Source organism: Candidatus Nitrospira nitrosa (assembly GCF_001458735.1).
GTDB lineage: Bacteria > Nitrospirota > Nitrospiria > Nitrospirales > Nitrospiraceae > Nitrospira_D > Nitrospira_D nitrosa.
The window spans coordinates 454,672-470,276 of the sequence record NZ_CZQA01000001.1 but is presented as its reverse complement, the minus strand read 5'-3'; the positions used below and the strand labels follow the sequence as shown (position 1 = coordinate 470,276).

Sequence of the window (15,605 nt, the reverse complement as noted above, 5' to 3'; positions counted from 1 at the left end):
AAGGGAAACAAGACATGGCACTTTCTAGCTTGCATACCAACTGGTCGCTGGGGTCGTATTTTGCCGATCGAAACGATCTTGTGAAGCGGGAAGAAAATAGGCCTTTGTACGAACAAGTCACGAATGGTCAGCAAGGACAGACGTTCGCGTTTAATAGCCCTGACTCTATACGGCTAAAGCTTCAGCCTTATCTTGATGATCTTGGTGGCGGGAAGTTTTCAGTGGCGGTGGGATACGGATTTGATCTCTACAAGAATTCAGTGAGTGACATCCAGGCGTTTCTCGCTCAAGTGGGTGTCACCCTCACCCAATCAGATATCAATGCGCTCAACAATCGAAACACGCTGACACCAAGTCAGTTGAAAGCGAGTCTTTCATTCACTCTCGGCAACGAAATCACCGCCTCAAATCTCATGGGGCTCTATTTGGAGCAAAAAGCGGAGGTCCAGCTTGATGCTGCCCTTGGGTACCATCTGACTGAATCGCAGGAGCGGGCGGCATTGGTCTCGCTGGTCTATAACGGAGGCTCTGGGATTATCGGACCTAAGCTACGCGCAGCATTAGATTCAGACAACCGTCCTGAAGCCTGGTACGAAATTCGGTATCAGTCGAATGGTGATGGTACCCATGCCAACCGCCGCTACGCGGAATCCGATAAGTTTGGCCTCTATGATGGGCCTGACCAGAACAATGCCGCGCCGAATCAAGACGAAGCGCGGGAGGTGATGCGGATGTATACGATGCATCACGAAGAGATTCGTGCTTACGAGGCACTGTTTTCACCGCTGGCGGGGTCACCGCCCATCAGCCACGGGATCGATTTTAACCTCTCGTTTTCACGGGACCGGCTGATCACCGATTTCGCCGAAGGCCGCACGATCGATGGTGAGGTGTGGGTAGGGAAGGATGACGTCTTTCCTGGCGACACGCTCGATGGCACGGCGAATGGGGACCTGTTGTTCGGGGAAAAAGGCAATGATGTGCTGCGTGGTGCGGCGGGGACGGATGTGCTCTATGGGGGTGACGGCATCGATACGCTTTCCGGAGGCGCGGATGCTGATTTGCTCCGAGGCGGGGCCAACTATGACTCACTGCAGGGTGGCGCAGGTGATGACCGTCTCGAAGGCGGGGCGGGATTTGACACGTATGTCTGGAGCATCGGCGACGGGAACGACCGGATCGAAGACTCAGGTGCCGACGACGCGATCTTCGTGAACGGTCAAATGCTGGTCGGCGGGGTGAAGGAGGCCAATCAACCCTATTGGGAAAATGCCGATGGGACAATTAGGTACGAGATGTCGGGCACCAATCTCATTGTGACGCAGGGTGGTACGCAGATTTGGACTGTGGAGAATTTCCAGAGCGGGCAGTTTGGGATTGATCTGACTGATTCGGCGATGGAAAGGATGGCGGCATGAACAGAGCAATCTGTCAGGTGGTGCTTGGGCTGATCGTCATGCTTGTGGTGCCGGTATGGGCCGGGGAAGTGGGGGCACCGCCTTCGGTGAAAGAACAGATCGTCAAGCTACTGGCGAGCATAAGTATGAAGATGAACTTTTCGATTGATGAAAAGTTCTGTCGGCAGTTTTTTGAGGATTTCAAGAAGCAGCACAAGATTGAGTACGTTCAGCCAATCATCCAAGCTGACCGCGTTGACGATCCAAAATTGGCGCCTTTTTTTGCCAAGTGTCCCACGGTGAAATGGATTGGGGACGAAACGGATGAGCCAGGCTATCGCCTGAACACCAAAGAGTTTCGTCATCAGCTAGCCCCCACGTTGGTGGGCACCGCCCATTTCCGCTTGTACAAGGTGGACATCGATAACAATAAGGCCAATGGCAAAGAGCATGTGTTTTACAGTGACAAATTTGTGCGAGAGCCTCCGCCAGGCGAAGAATTGCCGCCAGTTCATGAGGGCGATAACACCAGGGGAGAATATGTGGCTGTTGATTTTGAAGACTGCGCGGTGCTTGGTGGAGTCACGGTGGGGGATGGCGGGACACCAGAGTTTCCAATATACAACGGGGTGATCAGGTACCGTGGACGTCTGTACCTCTACGATTTGATGGCAGCAGGCGGATACAAGCTGTACCTCAATGAGTTAACCGCACGCCAGGACAGGTTTAAAATTATCTGCCGCTACTGGCAGTAAAGGAGTTTGTCTATGTCAACGCTCAACTTTCCTCATACCATTGCGGGTGATTTCAATGCGGCGGTCTTTGCCTTCCTCAAGGCTCAAGAAGGGTTTGTGCCGCGGATCTATCTGGACGGGAAGAATATCCCCACATTAGGAGTCGGCTTCGCGTTGGCAATTCAGAGGTCATCTGGGCTGTATGAGTTGAGATCTGACGTGGCTGATAAAATGCAGGCGTTGGGTGTCACGTTGACGAACGATCCTCAGCGTACTGACGATGACATGGATATTCTTCAAGCTGCCGTAGATAGATTGAATGGTATCCCGGTCGCATCAAATATCCCCACCATCGCCCATTGGAATGCGGGAAGTCCTGATCCGACCAATACCCCGTTCAGTTTCGGCACGATTACGGAAACGCAGTTTCAGCCGTTGTTCAATTTGCTCGTCGATGACGCCACGGCAGCGCTGATCACTAAAATCGGGCAGCCGACGTTCGGCGCCCTAGCCGGGTCACAAGAAATGGTGGCGTTGCTGTCGCTGATGTTTAATGCTCCCAGCCTCATCGGCCCCAACTTGGTCCATGCGTTGCAAACCGGCGATCGAGCCGAGGCTTGGTATGAGATTCGATATCAATCCAACCGTGAGCGCATCACCGATCCGAATTTGGCGGAAGGCATTGCCAATCGTCGCTATGCGGAGTCCGACAAGTTCAGCCTGTACGAGAACGCAGCGCTGAACGATGCGGAAGCCAAGTCAATCTTTCGCATGTACGCAGCACATCGGGACACCATTCAGACCTATGAGAGTGATATACATACCGCCCCTTCTGCCACAGATACCTTTGCATATGAAAGCGGTAATGCAAAAACTCGTCTTGTCGGTAACTATGCCGAAGGCCGCACGATCGATGGTGAGGTGCTGGTGGGAAAGGATGCGGCTCCGGCGTTGGCTCTGTTTGAAACCCTGAAAGGGACGAGCAAGGGAGATCTCCTCTTCGGCGAAGGCGGGATGGATCAACTTGAGGGCGGGAGTGGGACCGATGTGCTCTACGGTGGCACCGGGAGCGACACGTTACTGGGTGATTCTGAGGCGGATCTCTTGCTTGGCGAGGCGGGGTTCGATGTGTTGGAGGGTGGAGATGGTGCGGATGTGCTGCGAGGCGGGGAGAATAGCGACACCTTGACGGGTGGGGCCGGGGACGATCGCTTAGAAGGTGGCGAGGGGAACGATACGTACTACTTTACCAGTCTCACCGACGGCAACGATACGATCGAAGATTCGGATGCCACCGGCATGATCAAGGTGGATGGACACTTACTGGTTGGCGGGATTAAGAAGGCTGGCGATACGACCTGGAAGAGTCCAGATGGGCAATTTGAGTATCGGCTTGAAGGTGGCCATCTCAAGCTGACGCTGAATGGGAACACCCTGACGATTAACGAGAACTTTCAGAGCGGCCAGTTCGGGATCAAGTTGATCGATGCCACCAGTGCTCCACAAGATACGGGCGTGCCCACCGGCCCGTTTGACCTCACTGTGACCCTGGGGCCAACCGATATCAATGGCTCGCTCCCGGAGAATCTCAGCGGCCCTGGGGCTGTCTATGGCAATGCTCTGAACAATATCTTGGATAGCAGCATCAGCCTCAACGATCAGTTTGGCGATGTGCTCGACGGGGGGGCGGGCAACGACTCGTTGGTTGGGGGAAACAGCCAGGACTATCTCATCGGCGGCGCCGGGAACGATTTCGCCTATGTCGGCGACGGCGATGTATTTCAGGGCGGAGACGATGCGGACATCATGGCCGGGAGCACGCGCGTCGTCAATTTCACCCAGTATACGATCGAGTCGGGCGAGCACTATGCCGACGGCGGGGCGGGCAACGATATCTTGATGGGGGCGCTTGGAGTCGATGTCCTCAACGGTGGGGCGGGGGATGATCAGCTGTGGGGAGAGAATCGACCGGACGGGTGGATTGCGCAAGTCGCCGATGGGCAGGGCGCTTTTGTGAATGTGGCACAGACGGCCTTTGTCAGCGTGACGGGCGCGGCAGACATCCTCGACGGCGGGGCCGGCATCGACTACCTCCGAGGTGACGGCGGCGACGATGTGTTGCTTGGTGGCACTGAGGACGATCGGCTCTACGGCGACGATGAGACACTGAATGGGGTGACACCTGGTAACGACCTGCTGGACGGCGGGGCTGGCAGCGATCGGCTGTATGGCGGTGGTGGGGGAGATCGGCTGATCGGCGGGGACGGAGCGGATACGCTATTCGGGGATTTTGTGAATGATCCGGTGGGGGGCGACGATCTGTTGGATGGCGGCGCCGGGAACGATACGCTGGCCGGTGGGCAAGGAAAGGATGTGCTCAACGGCGGCGCGGACATCGACACGCTGTTCGGGCATGCCGGGGAGGATACGCTGTTCGGCGACGCCGGCGATGATCTGCTCTATGGCGACAGCGACGGACCCATTGTTGGTGTCGGCGCCAACGATGTGCTCAACGGCGGGGACGGCAACGACCAATTGCTCGGTGATGGCGGGGATGATCAGTTGTTCGGTGGAATTGGAAATGATGTGATCCTGGGCGATACGAACCTCGATCCACAGATTGCAGGAAACGATTCGCTCTTCGGCGAAGAGGGAGACGATGTCCTGCAGGGCGGTGCCGGTACGGATCTCTTGAGCGGCGGCGACGGGATCGATCAGATGAAAGGGGACGAAGGCGCCGATCAGCTCTTCGGTGGGGCCGGCAATGATGCGCTCTTTGGGGATGATCCTCTGCGCGTGACGCTGATCGGCGATGACCTGCTCGACGGCGGGGAAGGCGATGACGAGCTGCAGGGTGGTCTCGGGAACGATACGCTCGTCGGGGGAGAGGGGAACGACGCGCTGCGCGGCGATCGGATGGCGCTCGAGACGAATCCAACCAATGGGGGAAACGACCAGCTCAACGGTGGCGCGGGCGACGACGAGCTCGATGGTGATTCCGGAAACGACACACTCGTTGGCGGGACCGGTCAAGATCTACTCATCGGAGGATCTGGGCAGGACACCTATGTGTTCAACGTCGGCGACGGCGTCGATACGATTGAGGACACAGCGGGAGAAGGCAATCGGCTGGTTTTCGGGGTCGATGCAGGATCGGTGGCGCTGGAGCAAGTGGGTAGTACGTTGCTCCTTCGCGTAGGGACGGTCGGTGATACGGTGCAGATCAGCAACTTCAACGCATCGGTTCCAGCCGATCCGCACCCGATCGACAGTTTTCAATTTGCCGATGGAACGGTGCTCACCTACAGTCAGTTGCTGAGCGCGCGTGGTTTCCAGCAGGTCGGAACCAGCGCCGGCGAGTCGCTCGTCGGCACGGAGTTCACTGATCGGATTGCGGCAGGTGCCGGCGATGACACGGTCTCCGGACTGGGCGAGGCGGATACGCTTCTAGGGGAAGCCGGGCTTGACCAATTGCAAGGCGGCGCCGGCGACGACACGTTGGACGGTGGCGACGGGAATGATCAGCTGAGAGGAGATGAGGGCAATGATGTGCTCTATGGAGGAGCCGGTGATGACCAGGTGAGGGCCGACCTGGGAACCGATCGTTTAGTGGGCGGAGCGGGGAATGATCTGTATGAGCTCTATGGGTCAGGCCATGTAATCGTCGAGTCCGCTGGTGGAGGATTTGATACGGTCAGCGTGGCGATACCCGGGTTGTTTGTGTTGCCCGACGAAGTGGAGAATATCGAATTGCGCGAAGATACGTTTTTCCCCAGTGCCACCGTTGATCTCGTCGGGAACACGCTGAACAACCAGATGACCGGGTCGGACTTGCTGGATGGGAAGCAAGGCAACGATACGTTGATCGGACAGGGAGACAATAGCTATGTGTTCGGACATGGCTATGGACAGGATGTGATCCAGACCGGAACGCAGTTCTATGACACGCCGAATTTTATTGACTACATCCAATTCCTTGCCGGAGTGACCCCGACAGATGTGACGTTCGAGGGGCAGGGCAACCATTTGGTCCTCAAGATCGTGGGCACGTCTGATCAAATCACCGTCGAGAACTATCTGATCGAGCCAGGTCTTCGGACACCCACGGTCGGCGAGATTCACTTTGCCGACGGGACAATCTGGGGGGAGACCGAGATTGCGAGTCGCGTACAGCTGATCATGGGCACGAATGGGAACGACGTCCTCAGCGGGTTCGGCAATGACAACGACATGTTCGGGCTGGATGGAAACGATACGTTGACCGGCTTCACCGGAAACGATCGACTGGACGGCGGGGCCGGCAACGATAGCCTCATCGGTAGCGATGGGAACGACATCTATCTCTTCGGCCGGGGAGGTGGGCAGGATCGGGTGAATGATTTTCCGGACCCGGGGCCTGACGGGGGCGTGGACACGGTGCTTCTCGATAACACGGTGGCACCGGCGGATGTCCGACTCCAAGCGACGATCGAGAACAGTCTTCTCTTGACGATCAACGGCACCACCGATCAGCTGACGATCGAAAGCTACTTCGTTGGGCCGCTCTATCAGGTTGAGCAGATCAAGTTTGCGGACGGGACGATCTGGGATGCCGCCGCCATTGCAAGCCGGACAGAAGGAGTGACACTCGTCGGTACCGACGATTCTGATTTCCTCACCGGTGCCGCAACCAACGATACGCTCTCTGGTCTAGGCGGCGACGACACGCTCAGTGGCGGCGGGGGGAACGATACGCTTGATGGCGGCAGTGGGGCTGACAGTATGGCCGGGGGAACGGGCAACGATCTCTATCTGGCGGACAACGCCGGCGATGTGGTGACCGAGCAAACGAATCAAGGCACTGATACGGTCCAAAGCTCCGTTACCTATACACTCGGTGCGAACGTCGAGCATCTCACGCTGACCGGCACGACGGCCATCAATGGTACCGGCAACTCCTTGGCAAACATCCTGACCGGCAATAGTGCGGCGAACATCCTGACCGGTGGAAGCGGGAACGATACCTATGTCGTGGGGACCGGCGATACGGTGACCGAAGCCTCGAGTGCAGGGACTGATACTGTGCAGAGTGTCGTGACCTGGACTCTGGGCGCCAATCTGGAGAACCTCACCTTGACCGGCACCACGGCCATCAATGGGACGGGCAACACGCTGAACAATAGTCTGACCGGCAACGTGGGAAACAATGTGCTCGACGGCGGCACAGGGAACGATACGATGGTAGGCGGTGCGGGAGACGACACCTACGTCGTCAATGCGACGGGCGATGTCACGACGGAGAATGCCAATGAAGGAACCGATACCGTGCTCAGCGCCGTGACTCGAACGTTGGGGGCGAATTTCGAGCAGCTCACGTTGACCGGCACCACGGCCATCAATGGGACGGGGAATACCCTGAACAATATGCTGATCGGCAATGGTGCCGTGAATACGCTGACCGGCGCCGCCGGCAACGACACGCTCGACGGCGGGGCCGGGAACGATACGATGGTGGGTGGGGCCGGGGATGACACCTACGTCGTCAATGCGACGGGCGATGTCACGACGGAGAATGCCAATGAAGGAACCGACACCGTGCTCAGCGCCGTGACTCGAACGTTGGGGGCCAACTTCGAGCAGCTCACGTTGACCGGGACGACGGCGATTAACGGGACGGGGAATACCCTGAACAATGTGCTCACCGGGAACAGTGCGGTGAATGTGCTGACTGGTGGGACGGGGAACGACACCTATGTCGTCGGGACGGGTGATACGGTGACGGAAGCGGCGAGTGCCGGAACGGATACCGTGCAGAGTGCGGTGACCTGGACCCTGGGTGCGAATCTCGAAACCCTCACCTTGACCGGGACGACGGCCATCAATGGGACGGGGAATACGCTGGACAATGTGTTGGCGGGCAACAGTGCCGCGAACATTCTCACCGGCGGGGCCGGGAAGGATACTTTGACGGGCGGAGCGGGGAACGACATCGTTGACTTCAATCTGATCACTGAAAGCCCCGCTGGTGCGAACAAGGACGTCATCACCGACTTTGTCAGCGGCAGCGACAAGATCGATCTAGCCGGCATCGATGCCGTGCTGGGTGGGAGCGACAACGCCTTCACGTTTATCAACACGGGGGCGTTTACCTCAGTCGCGGGTCAATTGCGCTTTCATGCGGCGACCGCAACGCTGCAAGGCGACACCGACGGCAATGGTGTGGCTGATCTTGAAATCCAGCTGACTGGGGTCGGCAGCGTCGCCGCCGGGGATTTCCTCCTCTAACTCTCGAGCAGGGCGACTATCGAACGGGCCAGTCAGATCGAATCGGTTCGACGTGGTGTCAATTCCAGCACCGGTGTGCAGTCGCTGGAATATTCTATGACCTGATTGTGGTGGCAGGCATGACTCTTGGTGTATGTGCTGCTGTGGTATCTCTTGAGCATCGCAGAATCTTTCTTGTGGACCCCTCTCACAAGATACTGGAGTTCAAACACTACACCCACGAAACGGCCATTTTTGGAGAACAGGATCACAGTCAGGTCGGCGATTCTTCTGAGTACTCAGAGTAATGGCTGTTTGGAATTCTATTCTTCCGCCACTGGCGTAGAGGTTCCGGATTGCCGATCAATCAATCGGAGAATACGCTCGTGACGTCGCGTTAAGAAGGTCGTTTTCCTGAGGGGATCGTATCGGCGGGGGGAGGGCAGCATCGCCGCGAGCCAGGCGGCTTCGTCGGCCGTCAGTTCGTGAGAGGGCTTGCCGAAATGGTGATGGGCAGCGGCTTCCGCGCCATAGACGCCATGTCCCCACTCAGCCACATTGAGGTACAGTTCAAGAATGCGCTTTTTGGAGAGGCGTTGTTCCAGTTCCCGAGTAATCAGGGCTTCCTTGGCTTTCCGAAAGAGGGACCGTTCGGACGATAGGTAGAGATTTTTTGCCAGTTGCTGCGTAATGGTGCTGCCGCCACGCTTGAATTCGCCGGCTTCAAGGTTGTGCATAGCCGCGTCTTTGATGCCTTCCCAGTCGAATCCTTCGTGAGTAAAGAACAACGCATCTTCTGCGGCCACCACGGCATGACGAAGGTGGGGAGAGATACGAGAAAGCGGGACCCACGTCCATTGCTGTTTGCTGGCACGCCCCTGCTCCTGTGCCTGAGTCTGCCGGGTTTCCATCAGGGCGGTGGATGTCGGGTTGGTCCGCGTGAGTCGCTCCACATCGGGCAAGCTTATGAACCAGCTCAGCACCAGAATACCCAGTAGAAGTCCAATGAAGAGGGTGCCCCAGAGCAAGACGCGCCGGATTTTGCTGCCACCGGTTGACTTGAGCGGGGGAGGGTCGTATGTGTAGTGACGCAGAAAGACGGGACTCTGATTGGGTTTCCGGCTCGTATCCATTGATCAGCCTGACGACATGAAAATCTTTGCCGCCGAGTTTATCAAAAGTTGTGTCTCTTCAGAACAGTTTCCGTCCGGTGATCTCCATGAGATTGCCTTCGTCGGGCGCTCCAACGTAGGCAAATCGTCCTTACTCAACTCGTTATTGAATCGTCGGGATCTTGCCAAGGTCAGCCGAACACCTGGAAAAACACAAGCTGTGAATGTGTTTCAGATCTCGACATCAGATCCTCATCTCTCGCAATTTTATCTCATCGATTTGCCAGGCTATGGATTTGCAAACGTGCCGAAAACCGTTCGCAGTCAGTGGGGCCCCTTGCTGGAAAGCTACTTGCTTGGTCGCGAGGCGTTGCTCCGAGTTGTACTGTTGGTGGACAGTCGCGTCGTGACAGACCAAGATCGGCAGACCATGGCCTGGCTCCACTCGATCGGGCACGATCCGGTCGTCGTCGTGACTAAAGTCGACAAGCTAAAGGCACATGAGCGGGTGCGAACCATGCGCCAGATCCATCAGAGTTTAGGACTGGCCGAAGGAGACGCCGTGATTCCCTATTCGTCCATGACGGGGGAGGGAAGAGACCGGCTGTGGGGATCGCTGCGTGAGGCGGCCGGCCGCTGCGATCTTTAGTGATCTCTGTTCATTGTCGGAGAGGAGCGGGGGGAGGGGCGCGTGACCGCTGCGCTAGAATTTAATCTCGATATAGGACTTATTCTTTAGCTGGACGAGCCAGGCTTGATACATGTCTTCGCTTTTTTGCTGATAGACCAGGTCTTGAAGTTCTCGCCGGACTTCCTCGTACTTCCGAAACCGTTTGGGTTTGCGATCGTCCATCCGGAGAATCTGAATTCCTTCGGGGCTCTCGATAATGTCGGAGATCCCACCGGGTACCAAGCGCGCGATGGCCTGATCGATGATGGGGATGAGCTCACCCTGCCGAACCACGCCGAGCCGTCCGCCTTGCAAAGCATTGTCGCCGTCGGAGTACTCCTTGGCGACATCTTCGAACTTGTCACCTCGCTTCAGATCATTCATGGCGCGGCGCGCTTTGGTCAGCGCATCGGCCAGCCCATCCGAGGAGCGTGGGCGGATCAGAATTTGACTCAAGTCGTACTCTTCGGGGAGAGCAAACCGGTCGCGATGTTCTTGGTAGTACCGCTTCATCTCAGAGTCGCCGACCATGATATTGCCGCGAATATGCTGATCGGCCACTCGCATGAGTACGAGTTGATCGCGCACGGTCTGGAGGTCGCTGGGGCTCGCAGGGTTGAGGGACGTGCCCTGCCGCGCCATTTGCTCCATGGCTTGTTTGACCTCGCTGTCGGACACCTCCACCTTCTTTGCCTTGGCTTCCTGGAGTTGCAATTTCCGTTCAATCAGCTTCGTCAAGGCCATGTATTCCGCGGTCTTCAGCCGTTGGGGGAGATCAGTTCCACGGTGTGTGCGGGAGAGACGCTCTTGCTCGGCTCCAAACTCGCGCTGAACATCGGAGAGCATGATCAGCTCGGAATTGACGATGGCGACGATACGATCCTGCAGGTGAGCTGAAGCCAGATGAGGGGACCAGCAGGCGAATACGAAGAGGGTCAAGGCCGATAGGAGTTTCGTTTCCCAAGAGGATTTTTGAGCAGCGGTGGTCATGGTTCCTGCACCCTGGGGTGGAAAGCGTTCGTCACTCGTTCGATAATTCTACACGAAGCGGTGGGTTCGTGGAAATCAGCAGGGACTAACGCTTGCCGGTGTCCTCGTTGATATATCGAGCGGCTTCAGCAAACCGAACTGCCGCATTGGTTCGAATATCGGCAATCACTTCGTCGAATCGTTTGCGCCGCTTATCGGCCAGGAGCTCTTGCCGAAGGCGTTCTTTTGTCGCCAGGTCGGTTTGGATAATCGCTTCATCCAGAGGGGACAGCATGACAAGATAGTATCCATGCTCGGTCTTGATGGGACCGCTGACCATCCCAGGCTTGAGGGTATGAATGGCCGTATCCAGCTCAGGAAGCAGCAGCCCTTTTCGATAGGGGCCCAGATCGCCGCCTTTGGACTTTGTCTTGTCGTCCATCGAATACCTCTGGGCGAACTTGGCAAAGTTCCCGCCCCGATTCACCTGCGATTCCAGGTCTTTTGCGGCATAGACATTGGGCAGAAGCATGACAGAAATGCTGGCTTTCAACGGGTCCAGCAGTTCGGCGGCGTGCTTCTCGTAGTAGGCATCAAGTTCGACTTGTGTCAGTTCGACCTTGGATTGGAGCTTGTCTTTCAGAAGTTCGTCGAGGATGAGCTGTTCCTTATACCGTTGCGTCTTGTCCCGGATGATCTCACTATGGTCTAAGCCTCGTCGGCGCCCTTCCTGCATGAGGAGCTCTCGGGTAATCAGTTCATCCAAGAATTTCCGCTTGCCGCCGTCCTTCTCATAGCGAGAACGCGTGGCAGGTGAGAGCTCTCCCCATCGAAGATCAAATTCAGTTTGAGTGATACTTCGGCCATTCACCAGCGCGACGACCGGTTCCTCCTGTCGATCGGCACACCCGGAGACCACAGGCCCGAACCCGGCTACCATGCCGGCAAGCAGTCCAGGCAGGAGATAGGTCCGACAGAAGGTCAGGAACAGGAAGTGTCTCATACGTGGTGGTACCTGAGGGTCTCGATCAAGAACTTGTCGTATCCGTGCTGATCGTCTTGGTATCACAGAGGTCGAGGCTTTGCAAGATTGCATTGAGTTCCGAAAACAGCGACGGCCAGTCGCTCTGACGCATGGAGATTTCAAAAGAGGTGGGACTGAGGAACTTCAGCCGTTTCTTCAGCTGGTCCATCAAGCGATGAACGGCCGGTTCAGGGAGCGTCACCTTCGGTTGGAACACGATCGTGACCGATTGACCGTGTACGTCGAGCGAAGTCAACCGGAGGCGTTTCGCATGGGTTCGGAGTTGCATCACTTCGAGCAACCGCTCGACCGGCTCTGGAGCGGGGCCGTACCGGTCCTGGATCTCTCCGTGCAGGAGGGCGAGCTCGCCGACTTGGTTGCAGGCCGTCAGCCGTTTGTAAAGGGAAAGCCGGTGGTGGGGATCCGTCACGTAGGGCTCAGGGATAAAGGCTGAAACGGGCAGCTGCAGCGTCGGGTCCGGTTCCTCCTCGATCACATGCCCCTTCAACCGTTGAACGGCTTGTTCGACCATTTGCATGTAGAGATCCAGTCCAATGGCAGCAATATGGCCGGACTGCTGCTTCCCTAACAGATTCCCGGCGCCTCGGATCTCCATGTCAGCCGCAGCGATGCGGAACCCCGATCCAAGCTCTGTAAACTGTTGAATCGCGATCAATCGTTTCTGTGCATCGCCGGTCAGTGTGCCTTCATCGGGAATGAGGAAATAGGCGTAGGCCTGATCACCTCCCCGTCCGACCCGCCCACGCAACTGGTACAGTTGCGCGAGTCCAAAAAGATCGGCGCGGTTCACGATGATCGTATTCGCGCTCGGGACGTCGAGTCCGGACTGAATGATGGCCGAGGCGATCAGAATGTCGGCCTCGCGCTTCACGAATTTCAGCATGACGGCTTCCAACGGCTTGGCGTCCATCTGCCCGTGCGCCATGACCATTCTGGCCTCAGGAATCAGCTGATGCAGCCAGGCGCCGATCCGCTCCATCGTTTCCACACGGTTGTGGACAAAGTAGACCTGCCCGCCTCGTCCAAGCTCGCGCAGGACGGCATCCCGTACAGCTTTCTCGCTGAACCGAACCACCTCTGTTTTGATGGCCAGCCGTCCAGCTGGAGGGGTGTCGATGATCGAGAGGTCTCGGACACTCGACATGGCCATTTGTAGGGTGCGTGGAATGGGCGTGGCGGTCAACGTCAAGACGTCGACCTGTGTCCGAAGTTGCTTGAGTCGCTCCTTGTGTTTGACCCCGAACCACTGTTCCTCGTCGATGATGACCAGACCGAGATGGCGAAACGTCACGTCCTTCTGCAACAGTCGGTGAGTACCGATGACGACATCGACGGTTCCGGCCGCGACATCCTTCAGAATGGCTTTCGTTTCCCTGGGCGATTGGAATCGTGAGAGCAGTGCGACGCGCATGGGAAAGGGGGCAAACCGTTCGGCAAAGTTTTCATAATGCTGGTGGGCCAATAGTGTCGTGGGAACCAGGACCGCCACCTGCCGATCGTGCTCCACCGCCTTGAAGGCGGCGCGCATGGCGACTTCGGTCTTTCCATACCCCACGTCGCCGCACACCAGGCGGTCCATGGGTTTAGTTGATTCCAGGTCTCGGCTGATGTCTGCGATGGCTTTGAGCTGGTCGGCGGTCTCCTCGTATTCAAACGCGGCCTCGAATTCGTGGTAGAGAGTCGTGGTTACGCCATAGGCATTCCGTTTCACCAGCTCGCGGTTGGCATAGAGGTCGATGAGTTCTTGGGCCATTTCTTCGATGTCTTTCTTGACTCGGGCGGTCGTCTTGGCCCAACTGGTGCCGCCCAATCGATCGAGTCGAGGAACATGACTCTCGGCGCCGCTGTATCGTTGCACTTGATTCAATCGGTCGAGCGGAACATACAGGGTATCGCCGCCTGCGAACTCTAGGATCAAGTAGTCACTCTCGAAGTCTTGGACCGAAAGGCGTTTCAGGCCCCGATACTTCGCGATGCCATGTTGCACATGCACGACGTAATCGCCGACGCTCAGGTCTTCCAACGAGGACAGGAACGTGGCGGTTCGACTTTTGGGTTGAGGTTTATGGCGCGCGCCTTTTGCGAAGAGTTCCTCTTCAGTCAGGAGGGCGAGCCGGAGTTCTCCGGATAGAAACCCTACCGAGAGATCTCCATGCAGCACATAAAACGGCGATTTGCCGGCTCGCTGGTTTGACCAGGTGGAGGGATTCCAGGATTCGGCCGGTAGGTCATGTTCTCGGAGGAGGGCGAGCAGGCGATCGACTTGCCCCCGGCTTCGGGCAACTAGGACCACCCGATGCTCACCGCGGAGGCCCTCAAGTAGGCTCAGTGTCTGGCTGAAGGCGGTGCCTCTGATCCCAAGACCGATACTGCCAGGAAGCTGGGTGGACCATGAAAAGGTCGGCTCCCAGGATGAGTCCGGGGCTGCCAGCGGTTCCAGCGCCATCATCGGGCAGGCGGCAATCCGTTGTTGGATGCCGTCCCACGTGAGAAAAAGACGCTCGGGTGACGGATAGGGATTGGCAATGTCACGATCGACGTGACGGAGGTATCCGTCATCGATTTTGCTCCAGGCAGCCTCACAGGCCTTCTTCAAACTCTCCGGTTGATCGAGAGCGAGGGAGGGATCCGAGCCAAGATAGTCGAACAACGTGTCCATGGCCTCATAGAGGTCAGGACTTCGCCATTCTGCATCGGGAGGAACCGGTGCAGTCGCGTCCTGGGTTTGTGAAGGCCTGATAAATTCTCGTGCGGGTAAGACCCACCCCTCGTTCAGTTTTTCAATCGATGTTTGGGTCGCCGGGTCAAACAGCCGCATCGATTCGACTTGATCCCCTAGAAATTCGACTCGGACCGGGTTCGGGTAGGCGGTCGAGAAGATGTCGACGATTCCCCCACGAATGCTGAATTCCCCTGGAATTTCCACCACGGAAACCCGCCGGTATCCAATGCGAAGCAGGCTTGTGACCAAAGATTCCCGTTCGAAGGTTGCACCGGTCTTGAAACGAATCACCGCTTCCTCGAAAAGCGAGCGTGGGATCACACGATGCATGGCCGCAGCGACGGAGGTCACGAGAATCGTGGGTGGCTTGATCAACAGGCGATGAAGCGTCGTCATTCGCTGTGCAATCAACGCGACATGTGGTGCCGTTGCTTCATAGGGGAGGGTCTCCCATTCCGGGAACCAGGCGAGGCCTTCGACAGGTTGTCCCATGAGCGAATGGAAGAAGTGCAAGTCATTGAAGATTCGTTCTGCGGACTCGTCACTTGCGGTGAGCACGACCCATGGGCCGGCGTTGTTGTGAGAATGACGGCGGAGACGGTCCAGTAGTGTGACGGCGCAAGCCGAAGTCGGGCCATGCGCCCCGAGTAGGCACACACGCGCCTGCTTGTGATCGAGGGCCGATCGAAGTGGGACAAGCCAGGTGGGCATGT

Annotated in this window: 8 protein-coding genes; 4 read left to right on the top strand and 4 right to left on the bottom strand. The window is 57.2% G+C overall.

Features of this window, described 5'->3' with window-relative positions:
- Nucleotides 1-14 precede the first annotated feature (14 nt).
- From COMA1_RS21315 to COMA1_RS21740, 3 genes are read left to right on the top strand one after another with little or no spacing between them, the layout of a single operon-like run.
- Nucleotides 15-1,418 carry a hypothetical protein gene (locus COMA1_RS21315; RefSeq protein ID WP_090743141.1) on the top strand — a complete coding sequence of 468 codons (1,404 nt, stop codon included), beginning with the start codon at nucleotides 15-17 and terminating at the stop codon, nucleotides 1,416-1,418.
- Complete coding sequence (locus COMA1_RS02210) at nucleotides 1,415-2,152, top strand: hypothetical protein (RefSeq protein ID WP_090743138.1); 738 nt, start codon at nucleotides 1,415-1,417, stop codon at nucleotides 2,150-2,152. The genes COMA1_RS21315 and COMA1_RS02210 overlap by 4 nt, the downstream gene beginning before the upstream one ends.
- Before the next feature lie 12 nt (nucleotides 2,153-2,164).
- On the top strand, nucleotides 2,165-8,395 hold the full coding sequence (locus COMA1_RS21740; RefSeq protein ID WP_090743136.1) for a calcium-binding protein: 6,231 nt from the start codon (nucleotides 2,165-2,167) through the stop codon (nucleotides 8,393-8,395).
- Between the two features lie 302 nt (nucleotides 8,396-8,697).
- Here the strand turns inward: COMA1_RS21740 and mtgA are convergent, their stop codons facing one another.
- Nucleotides 8,698-9,507: a monofunctional biosynthetic peptidoglycan transglycosylase gene (gene mtgA / locus COMA1_RS02200; RefSeq protein WP_090743135.1), complete on the bottom strand. Its 810-nt coding sequence runs from the start codon at nucleotides 9,505-9,507 to the stop codon at nucleotides 8,698-8,700.
- 16 nt (nucleotides 9,508-9,523) lie between these two features.
- Here mtgA and yihA point away from each other — a divergent pair, with 16 nt between their 5' ends.
- On the top strand, nucleotides 9,524-10,135 hold the full coding sequence (gene yihA, locus COMA1_RS02195) for a ribosome biogenesis GTP-binding protein YihA/YsxC (protein ID WP_090743134.1): 612 nt from the start codon (nucleotides 9,524-9,526) through the stop codon (nucleotides 10,133-10,135).
- Between the two features lie 54 nt (nucleotides 10,136-10,189).
- On the opposite strand, the gene COMA1_RS02190 is transcribed toward yihA, so the two are convergent.
- The 3 genes from COMA1_RS02190 to mfd all read right to left on the bottom strand — a co-directional run bounded on the left by COMA1_RS02190 (nucleotide 10,190) and on the right by mfd (nucleotide 15,603).
- Nucleotides 10,190-11,146, bottom strand: a complete 957-nt coding sequence (locus COMA1_RS02190) for a peptidylprolyl isomerase (protein ID WP_090743132.1) — start codon at nucleotides 11,144-11,146, stop codon at nucleotides 10,190-10,192.
- 85 nt (nucleotides 11,147-11,231) lie between these two features.
- Nucleotides 11,232-12,128, bottom strand: a complete 897-nt coding sequence (locus COMA1_RS02185; protein ID WP_176697784.1) for a peptidylprolyl isomerase — start codon at nucleotides 12,126-12,128, stop codon at nucleotides 11,232-11,234.
- Nucleotides 12,129-12,153: 25 nt separating this feature from the next.
- Nucleotides 12,154-15,603 (bottom strand): transcription-repair coupling factor, encoded by a 3,450-nt coding sequence (gene mfd, locus COMA1_RS02180; protein WP_090743126.1) that lies wholly within the window; start codon nucleotides 15,601-15,603, stop codon nucleotides 12,154-12,156.
- Between the last annotated feature and the right edge of the window lie 2 nt (nucleotides 15,604-15,605).